We start from the raw sequence: 26,256 nt of genomic DNA, 5'->3' as shown, positions 1-26,256 counted from the left end.
GAGCGCTTTAGCCCATGGTGGCTGAGACGCATCCAGGCGAGACGCACAAGCGTGAAGAGACCCCGCGGCAGAATGAAGCGCTGCGGGCGCGACGGCGCTGGCGGCGGCTCCTGGTCTTGCCGTTCGCCAGAGGCCTGTCGATCCTTGCCCAGGCGAGCTTTTCGAGCGTCAGCCGCCGCATCGTCACCCTCAACCTCGCCGGCCTCATCGCGCTCGTCCTTGCGGTTCTCTACCTCAACCAGTTTCGCGCCGGCCTGATCGATGCCCGCGTCGAAAGCCTGAGAACGCAGGGGGAGATCATTGCCGCGGCGATCGCCGCGCAGGCAACCGTTGAAACCGACGCGATCACCATCGATCCCGACAAGCTCCTGGAATTGCAGGCGGGCGAAAGCGTCTCATCTTTCGATGTCGGCGAGACCTCAGCCGATTTTCCGATCAACCCGGAACGCGTCGCGCCCCTGTTGAAGCGGCTGATGACGCCGACGCGCATTCGCGGCCGTCTCTACGATCAGGAAGGCAACCTGATCGTCGATTCCAAGGGGCTTTACACGCGCGGTCAGATCCTGCGCTTCGATCTGCCGGCACCGGAAGAAACGCGTTCCTGGTGGGAGAAGTCCTGGGACAAGCTCCGCCTCTGGCTGCGGCGTGGCGATCTGCCGAAATATCACGAGGTCGGTGCCGGCGACGGCCGGGCCTATCCCGAAGTGGTCAACGCCCTTTCAGGCCAGGCGGGGTCCGTCGTGCGCGTCGGAGAAGACGGCGGCCTGATCGTCTCGGTCGCGGTGCCCGTGCAGCGCTTCCGTGCGGTCCTCGGCGCGCTGCTTTTGTCGACGGAATCGGGCGACATCGATGCGATCGTCCATGCCGAACGTATGGGCATCTTCCGCGTCTTCCTGGTCGCTGCCAGTTCGACCGTCCTGTTGTCGATCCTGCTGGCGAGTACGATCGCGGGCCCCATCAGCCGCCTTTCTCAGGCCGCGGAAAGGGTCGGGCGCGGCGTGCGCTCGCGCATGCAGATCCCCGATTTCGGCGAGCGCAAGGACGAGATCGGCCATCTGGCGCGTTCGCTGCGCGACATGACCAACGCGCTCTACAGCCGCATGGATGCGATCGAGCGCTTTGCCGCCGATGTCGCGCATGAACTGAAGAACCCGCTGACTTCGCTCCGAAGTGCCGTCGAGACCCTGCCGATCGCGCGCAGCGAGGAAAACCGAGAGCGGCTTCTCGATGTCATCAAGCACGATGTGCGTCGCCTCGATCGCCTGATCAGCGACATCTCCGATGCCTCCCGCCTCGATGCCGAACTGGCGCGCGAGGACACGGAGCCGGTGGATATCGCCCGCCTTCTCGAGGCGGTGGTGAGTGTCGCGCGCGAGGTGCGCACGACCGATCCGAGCCAGCTCACCCTCAGCCTCAAGTCCGGAAAGTTCGGCAAGGACGCCTTCTACGTCCTCGGCCATGACAGCCGCCTTGGTCAGGTGTTCAACAATCTGATCGACAACGCGCTGTCCTTCTCCCCCGACGAGGGCGTGGTGCGGGTCGTAGCCGAGCGCTTGCCCGGGCGGATCGTGGTCGTGGTCGATGATGACGGCCGCGGCATCCCGGAAGACAATTTCGAGCGCATTTTCGAGCGCTTTTACACCGACCGCCCGGAAAAAGAGGCGTTCGGCAACAATTCTGGTCTCGGTCTCGCGATTTCGCGGCAGATCGTGGTCGCGCACCGCGGCACGATCACTGCGGAAAACCGGCGCAACCGGGACGGTTCCGTTGCGGGTGCGCGCTTCACGGTCGTCCTGCCCGCAGCCGATTGAGGGGGCCATGTCGCTGCGGCTGCACGCAAGCTGTGTTCTCTGGCAAGGGGCTGGCATTCTCATTCGCGGCGCGTCGGGAAGCGGCAAATCCATGCTCGCCTGGTCGATCCTTGCGGAAGGTGGACGCCTCGTTGCCGATGATTACTGCGATTTGACGGCCTGCCATGGCCGCCTCGTCGCCACCCCGCCCGCAGCGACCGAGGGGTTGATAGAGCTGCGGGGCCGCGGGCTAGTACCGCTGCCTCATGAAAAGGCAGCGGTGATTCGCCTCGTCGTCGACCTCGTCCCCGAGGCAGCTCTCGAACGCCTGCCGGATGCCGAGGAGCTGATGACGGAGATCGCCGGGATAGGCCTGCCGCGCCAACCGGCTCCGGCACGGAGCCCTGCGACGCTGCTGCTCGTGCGAACAGCGCTTGCCGCAGCCCTTCAGCCGCGCGAGGGACTTGCAAGGTGACGCATTTTTGTGGCCAAGATGACAACCCTTGCACAATGGATCGGCAAACCCCGCATGATCGGATTAGTCCTCGTCACCCACGGCCAGCTCGCTTCTGAATTTCGCGCTGCTTTGGAACATGTGGTGGGGCCTCAGCAGGGCTGCGCGACGATCTCCATCGGCCCCGACGACGATATGGAGGATCGGCGCCAGGACATCGTTCAGGCGGTGCAGGAGGTCGACGCCGGCGATGGCGTGATCCTGTTGACCGATATGTTCGGTGGCACCCCTTCGAACCTTGCGATTTCGGTGATGGAACCTGGCCGCATCGAGGTCGTGGCCGGCGTCAACCTGCCGATGCTGATCAAGCTTGCGAGCATCCGTGGCGATGCGGAGCTCGACGAGGCGACAGTCGCGGCTCAGGATGCCGGGAGGAAATACATCAACGTCGCCAGCCGGATCTTGTCCGCCAAATGACCACGATCGCTCTGGAGAGCCTGCCTTTGCGACGCCTCACCATCTGCAACAAGCGGGGCCTTCACGCACGTGCTTCGGCGAAGTTCGTGAAGCTCGCAAGCTGTTTCGATGCAGAGGTGGTGGTGATCAAGGACGGTCAAAGCGTCGGCGGCACCTCCATCATGGGTTTGATGACGCTTGCCGCAGCCCCCGGCTGTTTCATCGATATCGCCGCCGTCGGGCCGGATGCGGATGCAGCACTTGAGGCGCTTGCTGCTCTCGTCGAAGGCGGTTTCGGCGAGGATGTGACCCGCGAGCCGCGCGACTGAGGCTGGAAGTGCCAGCCGTCTCTCCGTAATCTCAGGAGACGTTTTCAAGGCCGTTCGACCGGGGGCCGCAAGATTTGCGCCCGACGCCGGCGAAGCTCTGCGTGAGGACCACGAGGATGCAACAGCTGGGTGTCAGTCCGATTGCGGTGACGCGCCTCGCCAAGCGCTACGGCCCGGTCAGCGCCGTCGACGGCATCAGCTTCTCGGTGCCCGCCGCCTCCGTCACCGGCCTCCTCGGCGGCAACGGCGCCGGCAAGACGACGACGATCGCCATGCTGATGGGTTTGATCACGCCGAGCTCGGGGGAAGCCCGCATCCTGGGTGCCGACATGGCGCACCAGCGCTATCAGGTTCTCCACCGGATCAATTTCGAAAGTCCCTATGTGGAAATGCCGATGCGGCTCACCGTGCGGCAGAACCTCAAGGTCTTCGGGCGGCTCTACGGTGTCGCCGACCTCAAGGAGCGCATCGACGAGCTCGCCGGCGAGCTGGCGCTTCGGGATTTTCTCGACCGCCCGTCGGGCAAGCTTTCCGCCGGACAGAAAACCCGCGTGGCGCTCGCAAAATCCCTGATCAATCGGCCCGAGGTCCTCCTCCTCGACGAGCCGACCGCTTCGCTCGATCCCGACACCGCCGATTGGGTGCGCACCCATCTGGAGCGCTATCGCCGCGAACGCGGCGCCACCATTCTCCTCGCCTCGCACAACATGCCCGAGGTGGAGCGTCTCTGCGATGACGTCGTCATGATGAAGGGCGGCGTGATCGTCGATCAGGGGGCCCCGTCCGAGCTAATCTCGCGCTATGGCCGCGAGACCATGGAAGATGTCTTCCTCGATGTCGCCCGCGGCCGCAGGCAGGGCGAGGCGGCCTGAGGCGGTCTGAGACCTCTAGGAAAGCGAAGTCTTTGCGGCGAGCGTCTCAAGCCCGTCCTTCACCTTGTCGAAGACACCGGCCGAGGTGAGGGCGGTGAGAAACGCTTCGTTGATGCCCCCAGGCGTCGCGTGATCCTTGGCGAGGCGCTCAAAGTCCGGCTTGTCCTCGTGGAGCGAGCCCGCCACACCGGCGAAGACCGCCGCCATATACTGTGACGCGGCCTTCTGAGGCACGTTCTGAGCCGTGAGCCATCCGGCGATGGTGTCGAGATAGGCAAAATGCGCCGCGACCGTCGCAGAAGCCGTGGCGAAAGCCTCAAAGCTTTCCTCGCTCGGCAGCTCGACGGCGCTGCCGAGCCGATCGAACAGGGTTTTGGCTTCCCCTCCGGCCGGGAAGACGGGCGTGATGCCTGAGCGTGCGCGCACGGGCGGCAGCGGGATGGCTCTCGCGATCTTTGTGGCCGGCGCGACGAGCGAAGAAAGCTGCGCAAGCGGTGTGCGAGCCAACAGGCTGATGACCGGGCGCTCTTTGGGAAAGACGAGATCCTTGAGCGCCACCGCCGCGTCCTGAGGCCTGACGGCAAGGATCACGACCGATGAGCGATCGATGACGGCCTGATTGTCCTCCGCAACCGTGACGCTTGCGTATCTTTGCTCGAGATCGGCGGCAATCTCGGCATTGCGCGGCGACAGCACGATTGCGGGTGCGCCCACGTCGACGCTGCACAAGCCTTCCACGATCGCCTCAGCGATCGCTCCGACGCCGATGATGCCATAGACCATGAGGCTTCCTCTTCGCTGAATTTGTCGGCGAGGACCTTAGGCAATGATGGTCGCCGAAGGGAGGGGGCGGCGCGCGGAAAGGGGCGACGTGATGGGTCGGGGCCCGGTCAGCGGCATTTTTCTCCGGCTTCTTGCCGGCTTTTCGCGCTGCGGCGGCGGGTCTACGATTGCCGGGCGGCCGCTTCGCCCAGCCTCTTTGCGAGCCTCTTCGCCGCCGGAACCGTCAAGGACGATACGATGCTCTCTGCCTCCCTCAACCGCATCTTCGCGCTCGTTCTGCGCTACTGGTATCTTCTCAAAGATTCCTGGCCGAGGCTCCTCGACATCGTCTATTGGCCGACCGTCGAGTTGTTGATGTGGGGATTTTTGCAGGCCTATCTCGCGGAAAAGACGTCCGTCACCGCACTCGCCGGCGGCGCCCTCATCGGCTCGGTTCTTTTGTGGGACATCCTGTTGCGGGGCCAGATCGGCTTTTCGGTCTCCTTCCTGGAGGAGATGTGGTCCCGCAACCTCGGCAATCTGATGATGACGCCGCTCAGGATGTACGAGCTTCTGGCCGCCCTCGGAGTGATGAGCATCATCAGGCTCCTGATCGGGCTGGTGCCGGTCACGGTGATGGCGATCGTCTTCTTCGGCTTCAACCTTCTGGGGATGGGTCTGGCGCTCGCCGCTTTTTTTGCCAATCTCATCATAACCAGCTGGGCGGTTGGGCTGTTCGCCTGCGGCATCGTTCTGCGCAACGGGCTCGGCGCGGAGAGTTTCGTCTGGAGCGTCTCGTTCCTCCTGCTTCCGCTCGCCTGTGTGTACTACCCCGTGACGGTTCTGCCCGCCTGGCTGCAGCCGATTTCGCTCGCGCTTCCACCGACGCATGTTTTCGAGGGCATGCGGGCTCTCGTTTTGGAGAATCGTTTCGACGTTGGCGAGATGTTGTGGGCCGGCGGCCTCAATCTTGTTTATTTGACTGCGGCATCCGTTGCTTTTGCAGCGTTTTTGCGCTCAGGTCGCCGGTCGGGTGCGTTGCTTCAGCTTGGCGAATAACAGGTCCGCGCAAGCATCGCGCCCGAAGACTTTTGGCGTGCCGCAGTTGCCTTTGAAACTAAACGGCCTATTCTGCGATGCAGAAGACTATGCTGCGACGCCGCAATTCCCCGGACATCGGCGTCACGGCGAAAGAAAGGGCGGGAAACGTGGGCATCTATCAGTTCTACGAGCTCAATCACGCCGTGCTTGCGCCGTGGCGGGCCATGGCCGATGTGACGCGGCTCGCCTTCCAGAATCCATTCAACCCGTTTGCGGAGACCCCGTTCGGCCGGTCGGTCGCGGCTGCGGCGGAGTTGTTTGAGCGCACGACGCGGCGCTACGGCAAGCCGGAGTTCGGCCTGAAAGATGTCGAGGTCGACGGCAAGACCGTTGCCATCGAAGAGCGCGTGGTGTGGTCGAAGCCCTTCTGCGATCTCCTCCATTTCAAGCGCGACCTGCCGTCTGACCGCCCGCGCGATCCGAAACTTCTGATCGTCGCGCCGATGTCCGGCCACTACGCCACTTTGCTGCGCGGAACGGTGGAAGCGATGCTGCCCTTCCACGAGGTCTTCATCACCGATTGGACCGATGCGCGCATGGTGCCCTTGTCCAAGGGGCATTTCGATCTCGACGATTTCGTCGATTACATCGTCGAGATGCTGCATCATCTGGGCTCCGGAACGCATGTCATGGCGGTTTGCCAGCCGTCCGTCCCGGTCCTCGCCGCAGCTGCCGTGATGGCGGAAGACGACGATCCCTGTCAGGCCGCCTCCATGACGCTGATGGGCGGGCCGATCGACACGCGGCGCAATCCGACTGCGGTCAACATGTTTGCCGACGGCAAGAGCGTCGACTGGTTCCGGCGCCACGTCATCATGAACGTGCCTTTCCCGCATCCGGGCTTCATGCGGGCGGTCTATCCGGGCTTCCTGCAGCTCTCGGGCTTCATGAGCATGAATCTCGACCGGCATGTGAGCGCCCATCACGAGTTCTTCCAGCACCTCGTCGACGGCGACGGCGACAGCGCCGAGAAGCACCGCGACTTCTATGACGAATATCTCGCCGTGATGGATCTGACGGCGGAGTTTTATCTGCAGACGGTGGAGACCGTCTTCATCCGCCACGATCTCCCGCGCGGAGAGATGCGCCATCGCGGCCGCCTCGTTCGCCCGGAGCTCATCAAAAAGACGGCGCTTCTGACGGTGGAAGGTGAGCGCGACGACATTTCCGGTGTGGGCCAGACGGAAGCGGCGCAGTCCCTGTGCTCCAGCCTGCCCGCGGAGATGAAGTACCACCACCTGCAGCCAAAGGTCGGCCATTACGGCGTCTTCAATGGCACCCGGTTCCGCAAGGAGATCGTGCCCGTCATCGCAGATTTCATCCGCCGCTTCGCGCGGGAGGACGCCAAGCCCTTGAACGGGGCGGCGGAGGCCGTGCGCAGCAACCCGCGCGAGGATTATCATGCGCGTTTTGCCGATGCGATGGGCTTCTCGGCGCTTGCCGTCGACAACCTCCCGGCGGTCGCGACGGATCTGAACGAGATCGTCGGTCTCGGACCGGCCGCAGCTGACAGCCTCAACGAGTTCGGCATCTTCCAGGTGAGCCAGCTCGCCGAAATGACGAGCGAGGCGATCGAAGCCTTGCAAGGGGAGATGTCACCTCATGCGGGCGAGGCGCTCGAGAGCTGGGTGGCACAGGCGCGGCGCATGATGGGCGTGGCCGCCGATACCCGGCACTGATCGGGCTTTTCCGTTGGCCGGAACCTCGCCGTCGACGCACTGACCGGTCGAAGTGCCGCGATCGCCGTCGCGAGAGCTCGAGAGCTCTTTGGGGCGCACGGCTTCCGGTTTTTCTTGAATCCCGATTTTGCGCTCCCCATCTCCAGTTCATCCACTGCTTGAGGGGAGTTCGATGAACCAAACTGTTACTGCCAATCGGGCCTGTTCGACTCGGGGCCGCTGGTCACCGCTGAACATTCTTCTGATGGTGATCGGTTTTGCTCTGTTCTGGCCGCTCGGCCTTGCCATGCTGGCCTGGATGATCTGGGGCCAGGAATTGGTCCGGTTCGGACAGGACATGCGCAATCAATTCCGCAGCCAGTTCGGCGGCATCACGCGCCAGGCCGGATTCAGTGTCGGCGACACCGGCAATATCGCTTTCGACGAGTACCGTGCCCGTGAGTTGGAGCGGATCGAGGAAGAGCGCCGTAAGGTCGAAGGCATGCGCACCGAGTTTGAGACCTTCGTGAAGGAATTGCGGCGGGCGAAGGACAAGGAAGAGTTCGATCGCTTCATGGCCGAGTACCGCCGGCGCACGGACGACGGAACGCAGGGCGCGTTCTAAAGTCCAGGAACGGATTGCGAAGACAGCGGGGCCCGCAGGGCCCCGTTTGTCGTTTTGGGCGGTCGAAGATGATCTTGAGCGCTGAGACCGCCGGCTTGCCCGAGATGCGTGGGCGAAACGAGCAACGCCTTTGGCGACGGCGGTAGACGAGGCATAGTGCGCGCTATGCGATTCTCCCGCCGCAAAACCCCCGAAACCTGCCGTCTTGCCTTTCAGGAGAGCGAGCTTGCCGTAAAGGTACGCCGTTCCAGCCGGGCCCGGCGTATGATCCTGCGGCTCGACGCTGCGACAGGCGAACCGCTTTTGACGCTTCCGGCCTCCGTGCCGCTCTCGGCGGGCGAGCGCTTTCTGGCCGGCCACCGCGACTGGCTCGCCAAACGGATGCAAGCCCATGAAGGCGGAACCCCGTTTGCGCCGGGAGCGTACTTTTCGCTGCGGGGAGAACAATGCCTCATCAAGACGGGCCCATCTCGCGGGCTCGTGCGGGTGGCGGACACGGATGAAGGGCGCGGTGTCATCGTTCCGGGCGATCCGCGCCACCTGGAGCGGCGACTTTCGGATTGGCTGAAGCGCCAGGCGCGCCACGATCTCGACGAGGCGGTCGCCGGCTATTGCACTGCGCTGGGCGTGCGGCACCGGCGCATCGCCGTGCGCGACACCACGAGCCGCTGGGGCTCCTGTTCATCGACCGGAACGCTGTCGTTTTCCTGGCGCCTCGTGCTGGCGCCGCCACGAGTGCTGCAATATGTCGCAGCCCACGAAGTCGCCCATCTGCGGGAAATGAACCATTCACCGCGCTTCTGGCGCCTCGTTGGCGAGGCGTATCCCGGCTACGAAGAGGCACGCGGATGGCTGCGCCGTCACGGTGCCGAACTTCACCGCATCGGCCGGGCGGCCGCTCAGGGGTTGTGAGCGACCTCGACGCTGCTTTCGACGGAAAGACCGTAGAAGCTGGGACGCAGATCGCCGGTTGTGGCGGCGTCCGTCAGCTATTGCTGGCTCGGCTCGTCGCTTTGGTCGCGAGCGATTTCAGAAACCAACTCGATCAGGCGGCGGCGAACCTTGCTGCTTTTGATGTGGGTGAAAGAACGGTTAAGTTCTACGCCCTCGGCCGTTGAGACGAAGTCCATCACGAAAGCAGTCTGACGCTCCGCGAAACCTTCCTCGCCGCCATTTCCTGTGTTGTCGGGCAGGAAATAAGACAGAGGGCTTCCGAGAACTTCTGCGATCTGGAAGAGGCGGCTCGCAGCGATACGGTTTGCACCTTTTTCGTACTTCTGTATCTGCTGGAACGTGACGCCGAGCTGTTCGCCAAGCTTCTCTTGAGACAGGCCGGCCATCTTGCGGCGCATCCGGACCTGCCTGCCGATATGAGCGTCGATCTCGTCCGGCGACTTCGGCTTCCGCTTATCGTTCATGTTTTTCCTTACACGCTACGGCCAATTTTTCTCGGGCTGATCATGCCCGCGATTGGGTCGGTTCGTGGCGTCCGATCACTTCGTAACCTAAGGTCACCGTTTCTGCCGGGTGGACCTAGGAGTCAATGGTACGCGCGCGTTTTCTCGGCTGAGAGCCAAAAATCCGGCGGAAAAACAGATTAACAAGTGAACTAACGTTAATATGCCACCCCAGCGTGCGGTCAGGGGGATTTCAGCAGGTTCAGGGAGACCGCCGGTGATGAACGTCTTGGTGCCGAGTGCTGCGCTCACCCGAACGCGGCCATAGGCGTCGATGATCGCCGAAATGCCGGTATTGGCGGCTCTCACGACTGGTACGCCCTCTTCCACCGCACGCACGCGAGCCTGATGAAGATGCTGATAGGGCCCCGGAGTGTTCCCGAACCAGGCGTCGTTGGTGACGTTCAAAAAGAAACCTGGGCGATCCCCGTCGTCGGCGAGAATCTCACCAGGAAAGATAATTTCGTAACAAATCAGGGGGACGAAAGGCGGCGTCGACGGCAGAGCGAGGGTCCGTCGGCGGGTGCCAGACGAGAAGCCGCCACCAAGCAGAGACAGCTGCCGAAGCCCGATGCGATCGAGCAAATTCTGCAGCGGAAGGTACTCTCCAAACGGTACTAAATGCACCTTATCGTACGATCCAACGATCGTTCCGTCGCTGTCGACAAGGTAGATCGAGTTGAAAACCCGGCGGCTTCCGTCAGCTTCGTTTTCAAGCCGCGCTGCGCCGGTGGCGAGATGTGCGCCCTGCGGCAGCAGCCTGCCGATGGCGGCAAGGGCTGCGGGCTCATCCGTCAGGATGAAGGGCAGGGCAGTTTCCGGCCAGACCACCAGCGTCTGCCCGTCGAGGGGATGGCCGCCCGGCTCGGCGCTCAGCGTCAGATAATCCTGAAAGACGCGGTTTCGGTTCTCCGGCAGCCATTTCTGGGCCTGGTCGACGGCTGGTTGGACGATGCGCAGATTGATGCCTGGGACGGTCGCATCGGAGGCAGAGCCGAGGCGCACAAGCCCGTAGCCCGCCAGTGCCAGAACCGCAGCCACCGAGAGCAGTGGCGCCACGTATTTGCGTCGTTCGCCGCTCAGGAGCGTGACGGGCGCGGCGAAGACGACGACGGCGAGAAAACTCAAGGCATAGATGTTGGCAAGCGAAGCCGACTGCATCATCACTTCGCCGGCCGTCAGGGCATAACCGAGGGCGTTCCAAGGGAACCCAGTGAAGAGATGGCCGCGCAGCCATTCGGCGCTGCCGAGCCCGAAAGCGAGCGCGAAGATCCGCCAGCTGCTGCTCGACCAGATGAGCCGCGCCGCCACGACGCCGAGGCCCCAGAGGATCGCAAGGCCGGCAGGCAGAAGTACGACGGCGAAGGGCATCAGCCAGCCGAACTGGTCAGCCTCGACGAGAAACGCCGATCCGACCCACCAGAGGCCGGCGAGAAAATAGCCGAAGCCAAACCACCATCCGGCCCCGAAAGCGGCCATCAACCGGCCGGTGCGTCCGGAAAACCGCGACGACACGGCGCCGTCGACAAGAAGGACTAGAACCGGCAGCGTCAGCCACAGGAGTGGGAAGAGAAAGAAGGGCGCTTGTGCGAGGGCCGAAACCGCTCCGGCCGAAAAAGCGATGCCCCGTCGGCGCCACCCCCATGAAAGAATGATCGCCTGAGCGAGCCTATTCATGTGCAACTCGAATCGCTTGCCGGTGCGTTCGCGAGATGACGGCCTAAGCCGCGCGAAATCAAGCCGGGCTTTCCCCCTCCCGCCCTTCAATCGTCCAATTCGCCGCGGACGGTGCGTTTTCGTAACCATCGCCGGCCGATTTCAGCGCCAGAGCCCCAAAAGGTGCAAGGCGGTCGACGGAAGCCTGCCTGGAGCCTCGATGCCTTTTCAAAGAGCCCGTGCTGTCATTTCCTCCGTCCGTGCCGCATCTGTCCGCACCCGACCTGTTCACCACGCTCTCGTCGCGGTCTTGAGCCTCGCCGGCCTCCTCGCCTCCGAATTCCCGGCCGCGGCAGCCATGCTCCGCACCGGGCAGGTGACGGCGGGCGGGGCGGAGAGCTTTTCCGGGGCGATGATCGACGAACTCGAACATGCGCTCGGCGAAGAGAAGGCCGACCTCGTCTTGAGGCGCCTGGCGAGGGGCGAGGCAGGGGACGGAAAGCCGGAGGCCTTCGAGCCCGAGGCTCTCTGGGACCGGCTCGCAACCGGCCGCGTCGATGTTGCGGCTCTGCCGCTCGCTGCGGCCACCTCTTCTGATCCAATTTTCGGGGCGGCGTCGATGCCCGGTCTGGCGCGCCGGCATGCCGATGCGGACGCCCTTGCCCGGTCGGCCTTCATGGCCGACCTCAAGACCCATCTCGACAATGCCGGCATGATCGTTCTCGCCGATGCCTGGCTTGCCGGCGGTTTCGTCTCTTCCGGGGCCTGTCTTGAAGGGCCGCCATCGACGAGCGGCAAGACCCTGCATGCCGAGGGCGAGCCTCTGCGTACCGTCCTGACGAAATCCGGAGCGTCGGTGGCGCGGGCGCCGCGTGCGCGTCTCGCTGCAGCCCTTGCGGGCGGGGTCATCGATGGCGCGCTTGCCTCGTCCTCCGTCCTTGCCGACCCCGAACTGGCGCGTGCCGCCAAATGTCTGACGGCGCCCGGCAGCGACGCTCTCTGGTTCAGCTACGAGCCGATCGTCATCGCGCGCCCGAGCTGGGAAGCCTTGAGTGAGGACGAACGCACTGCCCTCAAAGCGGCGGGCGAAAAAGTCACGGCCTGGGCTGCGCGGGAATCCCGCGCCCAGGACGATCGACTGGTGCAGATGTATCGGAAGGCGGGCGCTGAGGTGGAAGAGATGCCGCGCTCCGCGCTCGACCAATGGTTGGCCGTCGCAGTGGAATCGAGCTGGCGCGATTTCGCGCGCGACGTGAAGGACGGCAAGCGTCTTCTTGCTGAGGCGATCACGGGCGATTGAAGGTCTTTGTGCCTGCGGCCGCGCCACCTCTTGTTCAAAAACGTGTGAGCTGCCTGAATGGCGGTCATGGATCGCAATCTCTATACCCGTCTCGCCGCCCTTTTTCCCGCCGCGACCAAAGCCGCGCCCTTTGCGCGCCTGACGGACGGGCGAAGGCTGACCTATGCCGACGTGGAGAACGGCTCCGCCCGCTTTGCCAATGCGCTCGTCAAACTTGGCGTAAAGCCCGGCGACCGAGTCGCCGTGCAGGTCGAAAAGAGCATTGAGGCGGTGCTTCTCTATCTCGGGACCGTTCGCGCCGGGGCCGTCTTCCTGCCCCTCAACACCGCCTATACGCCGGCCGAGGTCGCGTATTTTCTGAAAGATGCCGAGCCGGCACTCTTCGTCTGCGATCCCGCTAAAGCGGAGATCCTCTCACCGGTCGCGGAAGAAGCCGGGGCACGGCTTGAGACGCTCGGTGTGCGCAAGAAGCGCGAAAAAGCCTCAGGCAGTCTCGATCGCCTCGGTGTTTCGGCCGGCGATCAATTCAAGACGGTGGCGCGGGCCGACGACGACCTCGCTGCGATCCTCTACACCTCCGGCACGACCGGCCGTTCCAAGGGCGCGATGCTGAGCCACGACAACCTCGTCTCCAACGCCCTCACCTTGACGGACCTTTGGCAGTTTTCGGAAGATGACGTCCTTCTCCACGCGCTGCCGGTCTTCCACACTCACGGTCTTTTCACGGCGTGCAATGTCGTTCTTGCCGCCGGGGCGTCGATGATTTTCCTGCCCCGCTTCGATCTCGACCTGGTGATCGAGGCCCTGCCGCAAGCCACGGTGATGATGGGGGTGCCGACTTTTTACACCCGTCTTCTTGACGATCCGCGCCTTGTGCACAAGCTGGTGCAGGAAGTACGACTTTTCATTTCCGGTTCCGCACCCCTCCTGCCTGCAACCCATGCTGCCTTTCTCGAACGGACCGGCCATGCCGTCTTGGAACGCTACGGTATGACGGAAACGAGCATGAACACGTCGAACCCATATGAGGGCGACCGCCGACCTGGAACGGTCGGCCTGCCCTTGCCAGGCGTCGATCTTCGCATCGCCGATCCGGAAACGGGTTCGCCGAAGAAGATGAGCGAGATCGGCGTCATCGAGGTGAAAGGACCGAACGTCTTCAAAGGCTATTGGCGCATGCCGGAGAAGACGGCGGAGGAATTCCATGATGGGTGGTTTCGCACCGGAGATCTCGGCCTGATCGACGAAGCCGGCTATGTTCACATCGTCGGGCGGGCCAAGGACCTGATCATTTCCGGCGGTCTGAACATCTATCCGAAGGAGATCGAAATTGTCCTCGATGCCTGCGCCGGCGTTTTGGAGTCAGCAGTCATCGGGGTTCCGCATCCCGATTTCGGGGAGGCGGTGATCGCGCTCGTCGTTCCCGCGCCGGGGAAAGCGCCCGAAGCGGAAAAGCTGAGCGCCGCTCTTGTCCAGAAACTCGCAAGCTTTAAGCAACCGAAGACCCTTATTTTCGTGGAAGACCTGCCCCGAAACGCCATGGGGAAGGTCGAAAAGAGCAAGTTGCGCGCGCAATTCAGTCACGTGCTGCAGGAAATTGAGGCAGGCAAGGACCGGCCAATTCCTGTAGGCAAGCAATCATAGGGTGGTTTTGCCCGAAGATTGCAACGCCACGAACACAAACGTCATTGAACCCGCCCGGCCGGTCAGCTGTCACGGCCCGTTGTGTGGGTGACAACTTGCCTCGAAGCGCAGACGCGCCGGGCGACAATCGCGAGGAGCGCGATCATGAATGCAGCGACAGCCGTCACTCTTTCGCGCCGCATCGAGGATGCGGAAGATGTGAAAAGGCTCATCATCGAGAAGCTGAAATATGCAGTCGGCAAGGATCCGGAGCATTCGGTCCGGCAGGATTGGAGCGCAGCGCTCATTCTGGCGGTACGCGATCAGCTGGTTGATCACTGGATGGCCTCAACCCGCCGTGCCTACGAGCAGGACCAGAAGCGGGTCTATTATCTGTCGATGGAATTTCTGATCGGCCGTCTGCTCAAAGACACGATCATCAATCTCGGGCTCGAGGCGCCGGTGCGCGAAGCGCTGACGGAGCTTGGCGCCGATTACGACGAGATCCTGCGCTCAGAACCCGACGCAGCCTTGGGCAATGGCGGCCTTGGGCGCCTCGCCGCCTGTTTCCTCGATTCCATGTCGACCCTGGGCATCCCGGCCCATGGCTATGGCATCCGCTATGAGAACGGTCTCTTCCGTCAGTCGGTTCGTGACGGCTGGCAGGCGGAAGAGCCGGAGGACTGGCTGGTCACCGGCCACAATTGGGAATTCGAGCGCCCCGAGGTCGTCTACAACATTCCCTTCGGCGGTGACGTGATCACTACCCAGGAGGGCAAGCCGATCTGGCAGCCGGCCGAGGTCATGCTCGCCGCCGCCTACGACACGCCGATCGCCGGCTGGCGCGGGCGCCACGTCAACACGCTCAGGCTTTGGGCCGGCAAGCCCGCCAAGCGCGTCGATCTCGATCGCTTCAACCGCGGCGAATATCTCTCCGCGATGGAGGCGGCGGTGCGCGCGGAGACGGTCTCGCGCATCCTTTACCCGGACGACACCACCGAGGAGGGCAAAAACCTCCGCCTGCGCCAGGAATTCTTCTTCACCTCCGCATCGCTGCAGGACCTTCTGCGTCGCTACCTGTCCTCGCATGACGACATCACGAAGCTTCCGGAGAAGGTGGCGATCCAGCTCAACGACACGCATCCCGCGATCGCGGTTGCCGAGCTCATGCGCCTTCTCGTCGATGCGCACGGCCTGTCGATGGACGTTGCCTTCCAGATCACCCGCAACACGCTCTCCTACACCAACCACACCTTGATGCCGGAAGCTCTGGAGCGCTGGTCGCTGCAGCTTTTCGGCTCCGTCCTGCCGCGCCACCTCGACATCATTCGCTGGATCGACGAGCAGCATCTGCGAACAGCGGCCGCTGCCAAGCGCACGCTCGATCTGGAACGCGTGCGCATCGTCGACCACAGCAACGGCCACGGCGTGCGGATGGGGCATCTCGCTTTCGTCGGCAGCCACCGCGTCAACGGGGTTTCGGCTCTGCATGCGGATCTGATGAAGCAGACGGTCTTCCACGATCTCGATTCGCTTTATCCGAGCCGTATCCTCGGTGTTACCAACGGTGTCACGCCGCGCCGCTGGCTGCATTCCTGCAACAAGCCGTTGAGCGATCTCCTGATCGAGACCATCGGCGAGGACTGGATCGGCGATCTGGAGGCCATCGAAGCGGTGGCGCCCTATGCGGAGGACGCCGCCTTCCGCGAGCGCTTCAGAGCCGCCAAGCACGAGAACAAATGCCGTCTGGTGGCGGAGATCCAGAGCCGCGTCGGCATCCATGTCTCGCCGGATGCCATGTTCGACGTGCAGATCAAGCGCATGCACGAATACAAGCGCCAGCTTCTCAACATCATGGAGGCGGTGGCGCAGTATTTTGCCATCCGCAACGATCCGGCGGCCGATTGGACGCCGCGCGTCAAGATCTTCGGCGGCAAGGCCGCGCCCGGCTACGAGATGGCGAAGCTGATCATCAAGCTGATCAACGACGTCGCACGGGCCGTCAACAGCGACCCCGTCGTCGGCGACCGCCTGAAGATCGTCTTCCTGCCGAACTACAACGTCTCGACCGCCGAGCGCATCATCCCCGCCGCCGACCTCTCCGAGCAGATCTCGACGGCAGGTATGGAGGCCTCCGGCACCGGCAACATGAAGCTGGCTCTCAATGGGGCCTTGACCATCGGCACGCTCGACGGCGCGAATGTCGAGATCTGCGATCGGGTCGGGCGCGAAAACATCCATATCTTCGGCCTGACGGCGGAGGACGTCGCCAATTATCGCATCTCCGGATACGATTCGCGCGCCGTCATCGAAGGCAACGAGACCCTCAAGACGGTTCTCGATGCGATCGGCTCAGGCGTTTTCTCGCCGGAAGATCCGAACCGCTTCCGGGCCATTGTCGATCGGCTCTCCTATGACGATTATTTCTTCGTCACGGCGGATTTCGCCGCCTATCTCGAGGAGCAGCGCAAGGTCGATCGGGCGTTCATGGACACGGAAGACTGGACGCGGCGTACGATCCTGAACACGGCGCGGGTCGGCTGGTTCTCCGCAGACCGTGCCATTCGCGACTACGCCCGCGAGATCTGGAACGTCGAGACGCCTTCGGCGGACGAGATCAATAAGGGCGGCAAGTAGCCGACGAGATGTGAAAGCCCGGCCGCGATCGGCGCGGCCGAGGCGCATCACATCCTGGTGGAAAGCTCCGCGCCGAGCCGTGCAACGAGCCGCTCCGCCACGGCCTCCTTGCTCATCCGCGGCCATTCTTCGTGGCTCGCGGGCCCGATGAGCTGCACGGCGTTTTCCGTGCCGCCCATGATGCCGGTGGCGGGCGAAACATCGTTGGCGAGAATGAAGTCGCAGCCCTTGCGCTGAAGTTTGCCGCGGGCATGGGCAACGACGTCGTTGGTCTCCGCAGCGAAGCCGACGACGAGGCGCGGACGCCTCTCGTGCCGGGAGAGCGTGGCCAGGATATCCGGGTTTTCCACCAGGGTGAGGGCCGGAGCGCCCGATTGCGTCTTCTTCAGCTTGCGGTTCGCTTCTTCCGCCGTGCGCCAGTCAGCGACGGCCGCGGCAAGAACTGCGATGTCGACGGGAAGTGCGGCTTCGACCGCCGCAAGCATCTCCCGGGCGGTTTCCACGGCCACGAGGTCCACGCCCGCAGGTGCCGGGATTGCGACGGGCCCGGAAACGAGCGTCACATGGGCACCCGCTTTGGCGAAGGCGGCAGCGATGGCGTGCCCCTGCCGCCCGGAAGATCTGTTGGCGAGATAGCGCACCGGATCGATGGGTTCATGCGTCGGGCCTGAGGTGACGAGAACGCGCCGACCGGACAATGCCCCCATGCCTTCCGGCGCTCCGCAGAGGCGCCGTTCGATCTCCGAAAAGATCGCCTGCGGCTCGCTCATCCGGCCTTCGCCGCTCTCGTCTTTTTCCGCCATTTCCCCGGCTTCCGGGCCGATGAAGCCGTATCCGTCACTGTGAAGCTGCGCGACGTTGCGCCGTGTGGCCGGATGCGCCCACATCCTCGGATTCATGGCAGGGGCGAGAAGCACGGGCTTGTCGCTTGCAAGTAGCACCGCGCCTGCGAGATCGTCGGCAAGGCCCGTGGCAAGCCGCGCCAGCCGGTCGGCTGTCGCCGGCGCCACGACGATGAGATCCGCCTGCCGCGACAGGCGGATATGCCCGATATCTTCCTCCGCCTGGCGGTCGAAGAGTTCGCTGAAGACCGGTTCATGGCTCAAGGCGCCGACGGCGAGCGGCGTGACGAATTCCTGCGCTGCCTTGGTCATCACGGTGCTGACCGAGGCCCCCGCCTTCTTCAAGAGGCGGATGAGCTCCAGGCATTTATACGCGGCAATCCCGCCGCCGATGACGAGCAGGATGCGCTTGTCTTTGAGCTTCGTCATGCCTGCCGCTCCGTCGAAAAGGCCGCTCGCCCAGGCCGTCTTAGCGCCACAGAGAGGCGACGGCCATGACGACGAGCGCGAGCCCGCCGAGCCGAACCGCCCAACGCGTCCAGAAAAGCTCGTGCGTACCGGCGTCGGCGAGCCGGTCCACCGTCTGATCGTCGAGCTTGATGCCGCCGGCGGAGAACGCCGCGAGACGGTCGACGGCCGATTCCACGCGTGTCAGCGTGTCCGGCAGATGCTCGACGAACTTGCCGATCTCGCGCAAGGAATCCGCCGCTTCCTCAAGACGCCCGACGGGCCCGAGATGGCGAGAGATCCATTCCGTGACGACGGGATCGGCCGCTGCCCACATGTCGAAATCCGGATCGAGACGCCGGGCGACGCCTTCCACCACGACCATGGTCTTCTGCAGGAGGATCAGCTCCGGCCGCGTCTGCATGTTGAAGAGCGCCGTCACCTCGAAGAGGAGACCGAGAAGCCGCGCCATAGAGATTTCACTCGCGCGCTGGCCGTGGATCGGTTCGCCGATCGCTCTGAGCGCCTGCGCAAAATCTTCCGCCGAATGGATCGGCGGCACATAGCCGATCTCGATATGCAGCTTCGCGATCTTGAGATAATCGCGCTTGATGAAGCCGTAGAGGACCTCGGCGAGGAAGCGCCGCTCCTTTGGCCCGATGCGCCCCATAATTCCGAGATCGACGGCGACGAGACGTCCTTCCCGGTCCACGAAGAGATTGCCCTCGTGCATGTCGGCGTGAAAGAACCCGTCGCGCAGGGCATGGCGCAGGAACGACTGAACGACGATGCGGGCGAGGTTCTGGCGATCGATTCCAGCCTCGATGATGCCCGCCGTATTCCGGAGCTTGATGCCGTCGATCCATTCCATCGTCAGGACGTCGCGGCCGGTATGGGCCCAATCGACGGCCGGTACGCGGAATTCCGTTTCCCCGATGATGTTTTCCGACAGCTCCGAATAGGCCGCAGCCTCGAGCCTGAGATCCATTTCCAGAAGCACGGTGCGCTCGAGCGATTGCACGACGGCGACCGGCTTCAGCCGTTTGCCTTCCGCCGACAGTCGCTCCAGGAAGCGTGCCCCCGCATAAAACGTCTCCAGATCGCGCTGGAAGCCGCCCCGCACATGCGGGCGCAGCACCTTGACGGCGACCTCCCGCTCTTCGCCGTCGACGAAGCGTGTGGCGTGGTGGACCTGGGCGATGGAGGCGGCCGCCACGGGCTCTGAGAAGGAGGTGAAAATCGCCTCCACTTTGCGGCCGAGATTGATCTCGATGATCGCCTTTGCCTCTTCCGTCGGGAAGGGAGGCATCTCATCCTTGAGGCCCGACAGGGCTTCGGCGGCATCGTTGCCGACGATATCCGGCCGCGTCGCCAGGAACTGTCCAAGCTTCACATAAGAGGGACCGAGCCGGTGAAGCCGGGCCGAAAGGCGCCGGCCGCGTTCGGTATCCGAGAGCCCGCGTGGCTCGAAAAGCCGCGCGAAACGTACAAAACGGGCCGCGACCGGCGGCACCTCGTCGACATCGACGAAGCCGAGCGCGCCGGCGCGGACGATATGAAAGCCCGCCTGTGTGAGGCGGATGAGATTGAGCACGCTGTGCGACCTTAGAACTTTATCGCGTTAGAGCTTCCAGCCCGAATGCAGGGCGACGACGCCGGTTGTATAGTCACGATAGCTGACGCGCTCAAAGCCGGCGTCGGAGATCATGCCGGCGAAGCGCTCCTTGTTCGGGAAGACGCGGATCGATTCCACCAGATATTGGTAGGATTCGCGGTCGCCGGTGACGACCTGCCCGATCATCGGAATGACGCGGAAGGAATAGGCCTCGTAGAGTTGAGCGATCACCGGCGTGGAAACCGGCGTGAACTCCAGACAGAGAAAGCGCCCGCCCGGTTTCAGGACGCGGTAGGCCTCCGACAGCGCCTTGTCGAGGCGCGGCACGTTGCGGATGCCGAAGGCGATCGTATAGGCGTCGAAGCTCTTGTCCTCGAAGGGCAGTTCCTCGGCGTTCGCTTCCGCATAAGAAAGGTTGGTGTAGCCGTGCTTCTCGGCCCGCTCGCGGCAGACTTCCAGCATCGAGCCGTTGATGTCGGCAACCGTGATCTCGGCGTGACCGCGGGAGCGGTCGGAGATGCGAAAGGCGATGTCGCCGGTGCCGCCCGCCATGTCGAGCACCCGGTAGGGCCGTCCCGAATGGGGCGGCGCGAGCCAGGAGACCATGGCGTTCTTCCAAAGCCGATGCAGACCGCCCGACATCAGGTCGTTCATGATGTCATAGCGCCGGGCGACCGAATGGAAGACGTCGTCGACACGCCCCTGCTTTTCCTCCATCGGCACCTCTTGGTAGCCGAACTGGGTCTTTTCACTCATAGCTGATCCTCTGGACAAATCCGGAGGCGCCGGTGTTGCGGCGCGGTTGTCGCGGACCATAACGAAAGCGTTGGCGACACGCCATGCGGCGTGACGCGGAAAGATGAAGGATAAGTGGCGATGCCGGAATTGCCGGAGGTGGAAACGATCAGGCGCGGACTGGCGCCGGTCCTGGAGGGTCGCTCGATCGAGAAAGTCGAGTTGCGGCGTCCGGATCTGCGGTTTCCTCTCCCGCCGGGCTTCGCCGCCGCTCTCGAAGGCCGCCGCATCGACCATGTCGGCCGCCGCGCGAAATATCTCCTGGTGGAAACCGACATCGAGGCCGGTGGCCCGATTCTCATCATGCATCTCGGCATGACCGGGTCCTTCCGTTTTGAGGGATCCCTCAATCTGACGCCGGCCGAAGGGCGCTATTTCGACAACAAAAAGAAGACCATCCATGATCACGTCGTGTTCCATTTGGATGGAGGTCTCGACCTCGTCTTCAACGACGCCCGCCGCTTCGGCTTCATGGCCCTCGGCGAAGCGGGCCATCTTGAGGAGCATCCGCTTTTCGCCCATCTCGGCCTGGAACCGACCGGCAACGCTCTCTCCGCCGCGCTGCTCGCGACGAAATTCGCCGGCCGCAAGGCGCCCTTGAAAGCGGTGTTGATGGATCAGCGCGTCATCGCCGGGCTCGGCAACATCTATGTCTGCGAAGCGCTTTGGCGTGCGCGGCTTTCACCCCGGCGCGCGACCGGAACCTTGGTCCGCCGTGATGGGGAGCCGAGCTCGCGTCTGACACGGCTGGTGGAGGCGGTGCGCGCCGTCATCGCCGATGCGGTCGCCGCGGGCGGCTCCTCTTTGCGCGATTACGTCCAGGCCGACGGCTCCGTCGGCCGCTTCCAGGAGAGCTTTGCCGTCTATGACCGGGAAGATTTCCCGTGCCCGCGGCCGACCTGTTCGGGTGTGGTTTCCCGTATCGTGCAGTCGGGCCGGTCGACGTTCTATTGTCCTGTCTGTCAGAGGTAAGGCCAAGGTTGCCTTGCCGGTTTTGTGCAACCGCTTTACGGCTATCGCCAGGGAACGTCAGTCAGGAGGGGGCATGGCCTACGATTATATCCTGGTGGAGCGGCGCGGACGCGCCGGGCTCATCACCTTGAACCGCCCGAATGCGCTCAATGCTTTGTCGGCCGGTCTCGTCGCTGAACTCAATTCAGCACTCGACGAATTCGAGGCCGACGACAAGATCGGTGCGATCGTCATCACCGGCTCGGAGAAAGCCTTCGCCGCGGGTGCCGACATAAATGAAATGAGGGAGCTCGATTTCGTCACCGCCTATCGTGACGATTTCATCTCCGAATGGGACAAGGTCGGCCAGCGACGAAAGCCGTTGGTCGCGGCCGTGGCCGGCTATGCGCTCGGCGGTGGCTGCGAGCTCGCGATGATGTGCGATTTCATCATCGCGGCGGAAACGGCGAAGTTCGGTCAGCCCGAAATCAGCCTCGGTGTCATTCCGGGCTCCGGCGGAACCCAGCGCCTCACCCGCTTCGTCGGCAAGGCGAAAGCAATGGATATGTGCCTGACCGGGCGTCTCATGGAGGCTGACGAAGCGGAGCGCGCCGGCCTCGTCTCCCGTGTCGTGCCCGTCGGGGACGTTTTGGAAGAAGCGGTGAAGGCCGCTCAGAAGATTGCGTCCTTCTCTCTTCCCGCCGTCATGATGGCGAAGGAAAGCGTCAATCGCGCCTATGAGACGACGATGGCGGAAGGCATTCGTTTCGAACGTCGGATCTTTCAGGCCCTTTTTGCGACCGAAGACCAGAAAGAGGGCATGCTCGCCTTCACAGAAAAGCGCTCGCCGCAATTCAACAACCGCTGAGCATCCCGCCGGACCGTCCTGGCGCCGTTATGCGCGCCGGGACAGGGCAGGAATCTCTCAGGCGGCCTCTTCTCGTCAGTGAAGTCTCGGCTGCCGCGATTTCGCGGGTGATCATGCCCGACTTGGTATTTCGGTGAGTTGAAAAGAAGTCCTATTTGCGGGCAGCATTGCGGAAGGTCACCGACCCTTACCCATTCTGCCTTCCGGAGCCTCCATGGCCACTGATTCTCGTATTGCCATCCGTCGCGCGCCCTATGAAGACGAGGAGGCGGTGGTCAGAAGCCGTCTCGCCGCGATAAATCTCGACGAAGCGGCACGCAAGCGCGCCGGCGCCAAGGCTGCGGGGATGGTGTCGGCCCTGCGGGCCGATCCGGCGCCGCATCTGATGGAGCGCTTTCTCTCCGAATATGGTCTCTCCACCGACGAAGGCGTGGCGCTGATGTGCCTCGCCGAGGCTTATCTCCGTGTGCCGGATGCGCATACGCTCGATGCGCTCATCCGCGACAAGATCGGCGGTGCCGATTGGGGCAGCCATCGCGGGCAAAGTGAATCGCTTTTGTTGAATGCCTCGTCCTGGGGCCTGATGCTGACCGGCCGCCTTTACGGATCGGAAGGGCAGGACGAGCAGACCGAGGCGCATCTCATCCATACGATGCGTCGCATGGTGCAGCGCGTCGGCGAGCCCGTCGTGCGCGCCGCCGTTGCACAGTCGATGAAGGTGTTGGGCGCGCAATTCGTGCTTGGGCGCAACATCGAGGAGGCCCTGCGCCGCGCCGAGCCGATGCGCGCCAAAGGCTATCGCTATTCCTACGATATGCTGGGCGAGGCGGCGCGAACGCGCGAAGACGCCGAGGCCTATTTTCGCTCCTATTCGAACGCGATCAGCGCCATCGGCAAGGCCGCCAAGGCCGAGCGTGTCACGGACAATCCGTCGATCTCGGTGAAACTCTCGGCGCTCCATCCGCGCTATGAGACGGTGCAGAAGGAGCGGGTTCTGGCCGAGCTGGTACCGACGCTCGTCCAGCTGATGCGCCAGGCGAAGGCCGCCGGCATCGGTCTCACCGTCGATGCGGAAGAGGCCGACCGTCTCGATCTCTCGCTACAGGTGATGGAACGGGCGCTGTCTGAGGCCGAATTCGCCGATTGGGATGGCTTTGGTTTCGTCGTCCAGGCGTTCTCGAAAGCCTCTCTGCCGGTCCTTCATTGGATCGTGGATCTGGCGGAACGTCTCGACCGTCGCTTTGCCGTGCGCCTCGTCAAAGGGGCCTATTGGGATTACGAGATCAAACAGGCGCAGATCCTCGGTCTTGCCGCCTATCCGGTTTTCACCCGCAAGCCATCGACCGATGTCTCCTATCTCGCCGGCGCGAGCTTCCTGCTCGCGCACTGTGACCGTATTTTCCCCCAGTTCGCCACGCACAATGCCCATACCGCCTGCGCCATTCTGGAAATCGCGCCGCCCGACGCGCGCTTTGAATTCCAGCGTCTGCACGGCATGGGCGAGGCGCTGCACGAACGCCTGAGGAAAGAGACGGGCCGTCCCTGCCGCATCTATGCGCCCGTTGGCATCCACAAGGATCTGCTTGCCTATCTCGTCCGCCGGTTGCTCGAAAACGGCGCCAATTCCTCCTTCGTCCATCAGCTTCTCGATGAGGACGTGCCGGCGGAAAAGCTGGTCGAAGACCCGATCTCGCTGGTCGAGCAGGCAAAGCCGGTCGCCCATCCGCTGATCCCGCTGCCGCCCGACATCTATGAGCCGGAGCGCAGGAACTCCAAAGGCTGGAATCTCAACAATCCGCTCGATCTGGAGGCGCTGTCCGAAGCCATGAGGCCTTTCGAGGCGGCGGAATGGCGTGCAGCTCCCGTGATCGGTGGCGAGGAAAGCGGCGGCAGCGCGCGAGATGTCTTCAACCCGGCGCACCCGGCCGAAAAGGTCGGCATCGTCGTTGATGCGGATGCGGAAACGGCCAGACACGCCCTTGGCGTCGCTGCCGATGCGGTCGCGGCCTGGCAGGGGATCGGGGCGAATGCGCGCGCCGAGATTTTGGAGCGCGCCGCGACGCTTTATGAGGAGAACGCGGCCGAACTCATCGCCCTTGCCACCCGCGAAGCCGGTAAGACGCGCCTCGACGGTGTGTTGGAAGTGCGCGAAGCCGCAGATTTCCTGCGCTATTACGCAAATGAGGCGCGCCGGCTCTTCTCCGAAGGCGATGCAAAGCGGCACGGCCGCGGGGTTTTCGTCTGCATCTCGCCGTGGAATTTCCCTCTGGCGATTTTCACCGGTCAGCTTTCGGCCGCGCTTGTGGCCGGCAACGCCGTCGTCGCGAAACCCGCCGAGCAATCGCCTCTGACGGCGGCAAAGGCCGTGGCGCTTCTGCACGAGGCGGGCGTGCCGAAAGGCGTGCTCAATCTCGTGCCGGGAGAGGGCGCCGTGGTGGGAGCCGCGCTCACCTCCGATCCGAGGGTCGGGGGCGTCTGCTTCACCGGCTCGACGGATACGGCGATCTTGATCGACCGGGCTTTGGCGAAAGCGGGTCCCGTGCGGGCACCGCTCGTCGCGGAGACCGGCGGCCTCAATGCGATGATCGTCGATTCGACTGCGCTCCCGGAGCATGCGGTCCGCGATATCGTGCAATCGGCCTTCCAATCGGCCGGACAGCGCTGTTCGGCGCTTCGCGCTCTCTTCGTGCAGGAGGACGTCGCGCCGACGCTCTTGAAGATGCTGAAGGGGGCGACCGAAGAGCTCGTCATTGGCGATCCGTGGGATCCCGCGACCGATGTCGGCCCTGTGATCGATGAAGAAGCCCGGCAGACGATCGAAACCCATGTGGCAAAGCTCACAAGCGAAGGCCGGCTCCTCTTCACCCACGAGAAAATGCCGGGTGAGGGCAATTTCGTTGCGCCCGTTGCGCTTCGCCTCGATCGTTTCGACGAGCTCGAGCGCGAGATCTTCGGGCCGGTCCTGCACGTCATCACCTTCAAGGCGAAGGAGATCGACGCGGTCGTGGCGGCCATCAACGCGTCGGGCTACGGTCTGACGCTCGGCATCCATTCGCGTATCGACCAGCGTGTGGAGCGCATTTGCGACCATGCCCATGTCGGCAACATCTATGTGAACCGCAATCAGATCGGTGCGGTCGTCGGCGTGCAGCCCTTCGGTGGCGAAGGGCTATCCGGTACCGGTCCGAAGGCCGGTGGCCCGCATTATCTTGCCCGCTTCACACAGCCGGTCGAGGTGACCGCCGCTCCGCTTCAGGGCGACGATGAGCGGCCGCAGGTCGCCACCCTGGCCCCCGCCGATCTCGCGACCCTGCCGGATATGAGCGAATGGGAGGCCAACTCCGCCCGGATCATGGTCCTGGCGAGCGCCGCCGGTGAATTGCCGGAACCTGCCCGACACGTTGCGCATGAGGTGATTGAGGCGGCGCGGCCCGAGATTGCCGGCGTCGTGGCGTTGCCGGGCCCGACGGGTGAGGCCAATCGCCTGTCGCTGCATGGCCGTGGGCTGGCGCTTTGTCTGGGCGCCCCCCAGCGCGATGAAAACCCGGCAGATGAGGATGGAGCACGGCCGGGCGCGCTTCTGGCGCAGGTCGTGACGGCCCTGGCCGCTGGCAATCGCGCCGTCGTGCCGGCCGGCATCGTCGATGCCGCCGTGGTGGCCTTCAAGACGGCTCTGGAACGTGTCGGCGCCCCGGCGGGTCTCGTCGTCGTGGTGGAGGGCGAGGCCGTGGCGCTTGCTGCTGGCCTTCAAGGGCTCGGCCTCGTCGCGTATGAGGGCGGCGGGACGCAGGCGAGAACGTTGCGCATCGCCCTTGCCGAACGCCAGGGCGCGCGGCTGCCGCTTCTGTCTCTCGCGGACGGCGTGGCGGCTTTCGCCACCGAGCGCGTCGTGTCGATCGACACCACCGCTTCGGGCGGAAATGCGACGCTTCTGACGCTCGCCGGCAGTTGAGGAGAGTTGCAGGCAAAACGCTTGCAACTCTCCACCGACTCCCTCGTTAGCCTAGAGAACAGGCTG

The 26,256-nt window shown here is 63.7% G+C and carries 21 protein-coding genes; 15 read left to right on the top strand and 6 right to left on the bottom strand.

Going from position 1 to position 26,256, the window contains the following annotated elements:
* The first annotated feature begins 14 nt into the window (after nucleotides 1-14).
* From EO094_RS00275 to EO094_RS00255, 5 genes are all read left to right on the top strand, one after another.
* Nucleotides 15-1,811: a sensor histidine kinase gene (locus EO094_RS00275; protein ID WP_128290370.1), complete on the top strand. Its 1,797-nt coding sequence runs from the start codon at nucleotides 15-17 to the stop codon at nucleotides 1,809-1,811.
* Nucleotides 1,812-1,818: 7 nt separating this feature from the next.
* The gene (locus EO094_RS00270; protein WP_128290369.1) at nucleotides 1,819-2,265 is read left to right on the top strand and encodes an HPr kinase/phosphorylase; all 447 of its coding nucleotides are present in this window, start codon (nucleotides 1,819-1,821) and stop codon (nucleotides 2,263-2,265) included.
* Nucleotides 2,266-2,319: 54 nt separating this feature from the next.
* Nucleotides 2,320-2,721: a PTS sugar transporter subunit IIA gene (locus EO094_RS00265; RefSeq protein ID WP_092811793.1), complete on the top strand. Its 402-nt coding sequence runs from the start codon at nucleotides 2,320-2,322 to the stop codon at nucleotides 2,719-2,721.
* Nucleotides 2,718-3,029: an HPr family phosphocarrier protein gene (locus tag EO094_RS00260; RefSeq protein ID WP_128290368.1), complete on the top strand. Its 312-nt coding sequence runs from the start codon at nucleotides 2,718-2,720 to the stop codon at nucleotides 3,027-3,029. The genes EO094_RS00265 and EO094_RS00260 overlap by 4 nt, the downstream gene beginning before the upstream one ends.
* A gap of 116 nt (nucleotides 3,030-3,145) precedes the next feature.
* Nucleotides 3,146-3,901, top strand: a complete 756-nt coding sequence (locus EO094_RS00255) for an ABC transporter ATP-binding protein (protein ID WP_128290367.1) — start codon at nucleotides 3,146-3,148, stop codon at nucleotides 3,899-3,901.
* A gap of 15 nt (nucleotides 3,902-3,916) precedes the next feature.
* On the opposite strand, the gene EO094_RS00250 is transcribed toward EO094_RS00255, so the two are convergent.
* Nucleotides 3,917-4,684 carry an NAD(P)-binding domain-containing protein gene (locus tag EO094_RS00250; RefSeq protein WP_128290366.1) on the bottom strand — a complete coding sequence of 256 codons (768 nt, stop codon included), beginning with the start codon at nucleotides 4,682-4,684 and terminating at the stop codon, nucleotides 3,917-3,919.
* A gap of 237 nt (nucleotides 4,685-4,921) precedes the next feature.
* On the opposite strand from EO094_RS00250, the gene EO094_RS00245 reads away from it, so the two are divergent.
* The 4 genes from EO094_RS00245 to EO094_RS00230 all read left to right on the top strand — a co-directional run bounded on the left by EO094_RS00245 (nucleotide 4,922) and on the right by EO094_RS00230 (nucleotide 8,959).
* Nucleotides 4,922-5,722, top strand: coding sequence for an ABC transporter permease (locus EO094_RS00245; protein ID WP_128290365.1), 801 nt, complete (start codon nucleotides 4,922-4,924; stop codon nucleotides 5,720-5,722).
* 89 nt (nucleotides 5,723-5,811) lie between these two features.
* The gene (gene phaZ / locus EO094_RS00240; protein WP_128290364.1) at nucleotides 5,812-7,443 is read left to right on the top strand and encodes a polyhydroxyalkanoate depolymerase; all 1,632 of its coding nucleotides are present in this window, start codon (nucleotides 5,812-5,814) and stop codon (nucleotides 7,441-7,443) included.
* 172 nt (nucleotides 7,444-7,615) lie between these two features.
* A complete protein-coding gene (locus tag EO094_RS00235) occupies nucleotides 7,616-8,047 on the top strand; it encodes a DUF2852 domain-containing protein (RefSeq protein ID WP_092811783.1) in 432 nt (143 codons plus the stop codon).
* Between the two features lie 165 nt (nucleotides 8,048-8,212).
* Nucleotides 8,213-8,959: a M48 family metallopeptidase gene (locus tag EO094_RS00230; protein ID WP_128290363.1), complete on the top strand. Its 747-nt coding sequence runs from the start codon at nucleotides 8,213-8,215 to the stop codon at nucleotides 8,957-8,959.
* A gap of 77 nt (nucleotides 8,960-9,036) precedes the next feature.
* On the opposite strand, the gene EO094_RS00225 is transcribed toward EO094_RS00230, so the two are convergent.
* Both EO094_RS00225 and lnt read right to left on the bottom strand, forming a co-directional pair.
* The gene (locus EO094_RS00225) at nucleotides 9,037-9,465 is read right to left on the bottom strand and encodes a helix-turn-helix domain-containing protein (RefSeq protein WP_128290362.1); all 429 of its coding nucleotides are present in this window, start codon (nucleotides 9,463-9,465) and stop codon (nucleotides 9,037-9,039) included.
* 93 nt (nucleotides 9,466-9,558) lie between these two features.
* Nucleotides 9,559-11,181, bottom strand: a complete 1,623-nt coding sequence (lnt, locus tag EO094_RS00220) for an apolipoprotein N-acyltransferase (protein ID WP_164879496.1) — start codon at nucleotides 11,179-11,181, stop codon at nucleotides 9,559-9,561.
* Nucleotides 11,182-11,380: 199 nt separating this feature from the next.
* On the opposite strand from lnt, the gene dctP reads away from it, so the two are divergent.
* The 3 genes from dctP (at nucleotide 11,381) to EO094_RS00205 (ending at nucleotide 16,720) form a co-directional block, all read left to right on the top strand.
* Nucleotides 11,381-12,460 (top strand): TRAP transporter substrate-binding protein DctP, encoded by a 1,080-nt coding sequence (gene dctP / locus EO094_RS00215; protein WP_164879495.1) that lies wholly within the window; start codon nucleotides 11,381-11,383, stop codon nucleotides 12,458-12,460.
* Nucleotides 12,461-12,526: 66 nt separating this feature from the next.
* On the top strand, nucleotides 12,527-14,104 hold the full coding sequence (locus EO094_RS00210; protein WP_128291739.1) for a malonate--CoA ligase: 1,578 nt from the start codon (nucleotides 12,527-12,529) through the stop codon (nucleotides 14,102-14,104).
* Nucleotides 14,105-14,248: 144 nt separating this feature from the next.
* A complete protein-coding gene (locus tag EO094_RS00205) occupies nucleotides 14,249-16,720 on the top strand; it encodes a glycogen/starch/alpha-glucan phosphorylase (protein ID WP_128290359.1) in 2,472 nt (823 codons plus the stop codon).
* Between the two features lie 47 nt (nucleotides 16,721-16,767).
* Here EO094_RS00205 and coaBC read toward each other — a convergent pair whose 3' ends face one another.
* Genes coaBC through ubiE form a run of 3 tightly spaced genes read right to left on the bottom strand, consistent with a single transcriptional unit; the run spans nucleotide 16,768 to nucleotide 20,380 of the window.
* Nucleotides 16,768-17,991 carry a bifunctional phosphopantothenoylcysteine decarboxylase/phosphopantothenate--cysteine ligase CoaBC gene (gene coaBC, locus EO094_RS00200; protein ID WP_128290358.1) on the bottom strand — a complete coding sequence of 408 codons (1,224 nt, stop codon included), beginning with the start codon at nucleotides 17,989-17,991 and terminating at the stop codon, nucleotides 16,768-16,770.
* 40 nt (nucleotides 17,992-18,031) lie between these two features.
* A complete protein-coding gene (gene ubiB / locus EO094_RS00195; protein ID WP_128290357.1) occupies nucleotides 18,032-19,603 on the bottom strand; it encodes a 2-polyprenylphenol 6-hydroxylase in 1,572 nt (523 codons plus the stop codon).
* Nucleotides 19,604-19,630: 27 nt separating this feature from the next.
* Nucleotides 19,631-20,380, bottom strand: coding sequence for a bifunctional demethylmenaquinone methyltransferase/2-methoxy-6-polyprenyl-1,4-benzoquinol methylase UbiE (gene ubiE, locus EO094_RS00190; RefSeq protein WP_128290356.1), 750 nt, complete (start codon nucleotides 20,378-20,380; stop codon nucleotides 19,631-19,633).
* 120 nt (nucleotides 20,381-20,500) lie between these two features.
* Here ubiE and mutM point away from each other — a divergent pair, with 120 nt between their 5' ends.
* The 3 genes from mutM (at nucleotide 20,501) to putA (ending at nucleotide 26,190) form a co-directional block, all read left to right on the top strand.
* Nucleotides 20,501-21,391, top strand: a complete 891-nt coding sequence (gene mutM / locus EO094_RS00185; RefSeq protein ID WP_128290355.1) for a bifunctional DNA-formamidopyrimidine glycosylase/DNA-(apurinic or apyrimidinic site) lyase — start codon at nucleotides 20,501-20,503, stop codon at nucleotides 21,389-21,391.
* Nucleotides 21,392-21,464: 73 nt separating this feature from the next.
* Nucleotides 21,465-22,238: an enoyl-CoA hydratase gene (locus tag EO094_RS00180; protein WP_128290354.1), complete on the top strand. Its 774-nt coding sequence runs from the start codon at nucleotides 21,465-21,467 to the stop codon at nucleotides 22,236-22,238.
* 214 nt (nucleotides 22,239-22,452) lie between these two features.
* On the top strand, nucleotides 22,453-26,190 hold the full coding sequence (gene putA, locus EO094_RS00175; RefSeq protein ID WP_128290353.1) for a bifunctional proline dehydrogenase/L-glutamate gamma-semialdehyde dehydrogenase PutA: 3,738 nt from the start codon (nucleotides 22,453-22,455) through the stop codon (nucleotides 26,188-26,190).
* Nucleotides 26,191-26,256: the final 66 nt, after the last annotated feature.

This window comes from Afifella aestuarii (genome assembly GCF_004023665.1).
GTDB classification, from domain to species: Bacteria; Pseudomonadota; Alphaproteobacteria; order Rhizobiales; family Afifellaceae; genus Afifella; species Afifella aestuarii.
This window is presented reverse-complemented; position numbering and strand designations above follow the sequence as displayed.

What these genes read in the sequence shown, in the direction of transcription:
- EO094_RS00260 (WP_128290368.1), top strand. Translation starts at nt 2,718, where the DNA reads ATGACCACGATCGCTCTGGAGAGCCTGCCTTTGCGACGCCTCACCATC.
- EO094_RS00230 (WP_128290363.1), top strand. Translation starts at nt 8,213, where the DNA reads ATGCGATTCTCCCGCCGCAAAACCCCCGAAACCTGCCGTCTTGCCTTT.
- phaZ (WP_128290364.1), top strand. Translation starts at nt 5,812, where the DNA reads ATGCTGCGACGCCGCAATTCCCCGGACATCGGCGTCACGGCGAAAGAA.
- EO094_RS00245 (WP_128290365.1), top strand. Translation starts at nt 4,922, where the DNA reads ATGCTCTCTGCCTCCCTCAACCGCATCTTCGCGCTCGTTCTGCGCTAC.
- EO094_RS00210 (WP_128291739.1), top strand. Translation starts at nt 12,527, where the DNA reads ATGGATCGCAATCTCTATACCCGTCTCGCCGCCCTTTTTCCCGCCGCG.
- EO094_RS00180 (WP_128290354.1), top strand. Translation starts at nt 21,465, where the DNA reads ATGGCCTACGATTATATCCTGGTGGAGCGGCGCGGACGCGCCGGGCTC.
- ubiE (WP_128290356.1), bottom strand. Translation starts at nt 20,380, where the DNA reads ATGAGTGAAAAGACCCAGTTCGGCTACCAAGAGGTGCCGATGGAGGAA.
- lnt (WP_164879496.1), bottom strand. Translation starts at nt 11,181, where the DNA reads ATGAATAGGCTCGCTCAGGCGATCATTCTTTCATGGGGGTGGCGCCGA.
- dctP (WP_164879495.1), top strand. Translation starts at nt 11,381, where the DNA reads ATGCCTTTTCAAAGAGCCCGTGCTGTCATTTCCTCCGTCCGTGCCGCA.
- coaBC (WP_128290358.1), bottom strand. Translation starts at nt 17,991, where the DNA reads ATGACGAAGCTCAAAGACAAGCGCATCCTGCTCGTCATCGGCGGCGGG.
- EO094_RS00205 (WP_128290359.1), top strand. Translation starts at nt 14,249, where the DNA reads ATGAATGCAGCGACAGCCGTCACTCTTTCGCGCCGCATCGAGGATGCG.
- EO094_RS00250 (WP_128290366.1), bottom strand. Translation starts at nt 4,684, where the DNA reads ATGGTCTATGGCATCATCGGCGTCGGAGCGATCGCTGAGGCGATCGTG.
- putA (WP_128290353.1), top strand. Translation starts at nt 22,453, where the DNA reads ATGGCCACTGATTCTCGTATTGCCATCCGTCGCGCGCCCTATGAAGAC.
- EO094_RS00225 (WP_128290362.1), bottom strand. Translation starts at nt 9,465, where the DNA reads ATGAACGATAAGCGGAAGCCGAAGTCGCCGGACGAGATCGACGCTCAT.
- mutM (WP_128290355.1), top strand. Translation starts at nt 20,501, where the DNA reads ATGCCGGAATTGCCGGAGGTGGAAACGATCAGGCGCGGACTGGCGCCG.
- EO094_RS00270 (WP_128290369.1), top strand. Translation starts at nt 1,819, where the DNA reads ATGTCGCTGCGGCTGCACGCAAGCTGTGTTCTCTGGCAAGGGGCTGGC.
- EO094_RS00275 (WP_128290370.1), top strand. Translation starts at nt 15, where the DNA reads ATGGTGGCTGAGACGCATCCAGGCGAGACGCACAAGCGTGAAGAGACC.
- EO094_RS00255 (WP_128290367.1), top strand. Translation starts at nt 3,146, where the DNA reads ATGCAACAGCTGGGTGTCAGTCCGATTGCGGTGACGCGCCTCGCCAAG.
- EO094_RS00265 (WP_092811793.1), top strand. Translation starts at nt 2,320, where the DNA reads ATGATCGGATTAGTCCTCGTCACCCACGGCCAGCTCGCTTCTGAATTT.
- EO094_RS00235 (WP_092811783.1), top strand. Translation starts at nt 7,616, where the DNA reads ATGAACCAAACTGTTACTGCCAATCGGGCCTGTTCGACTCGGGGCCGC.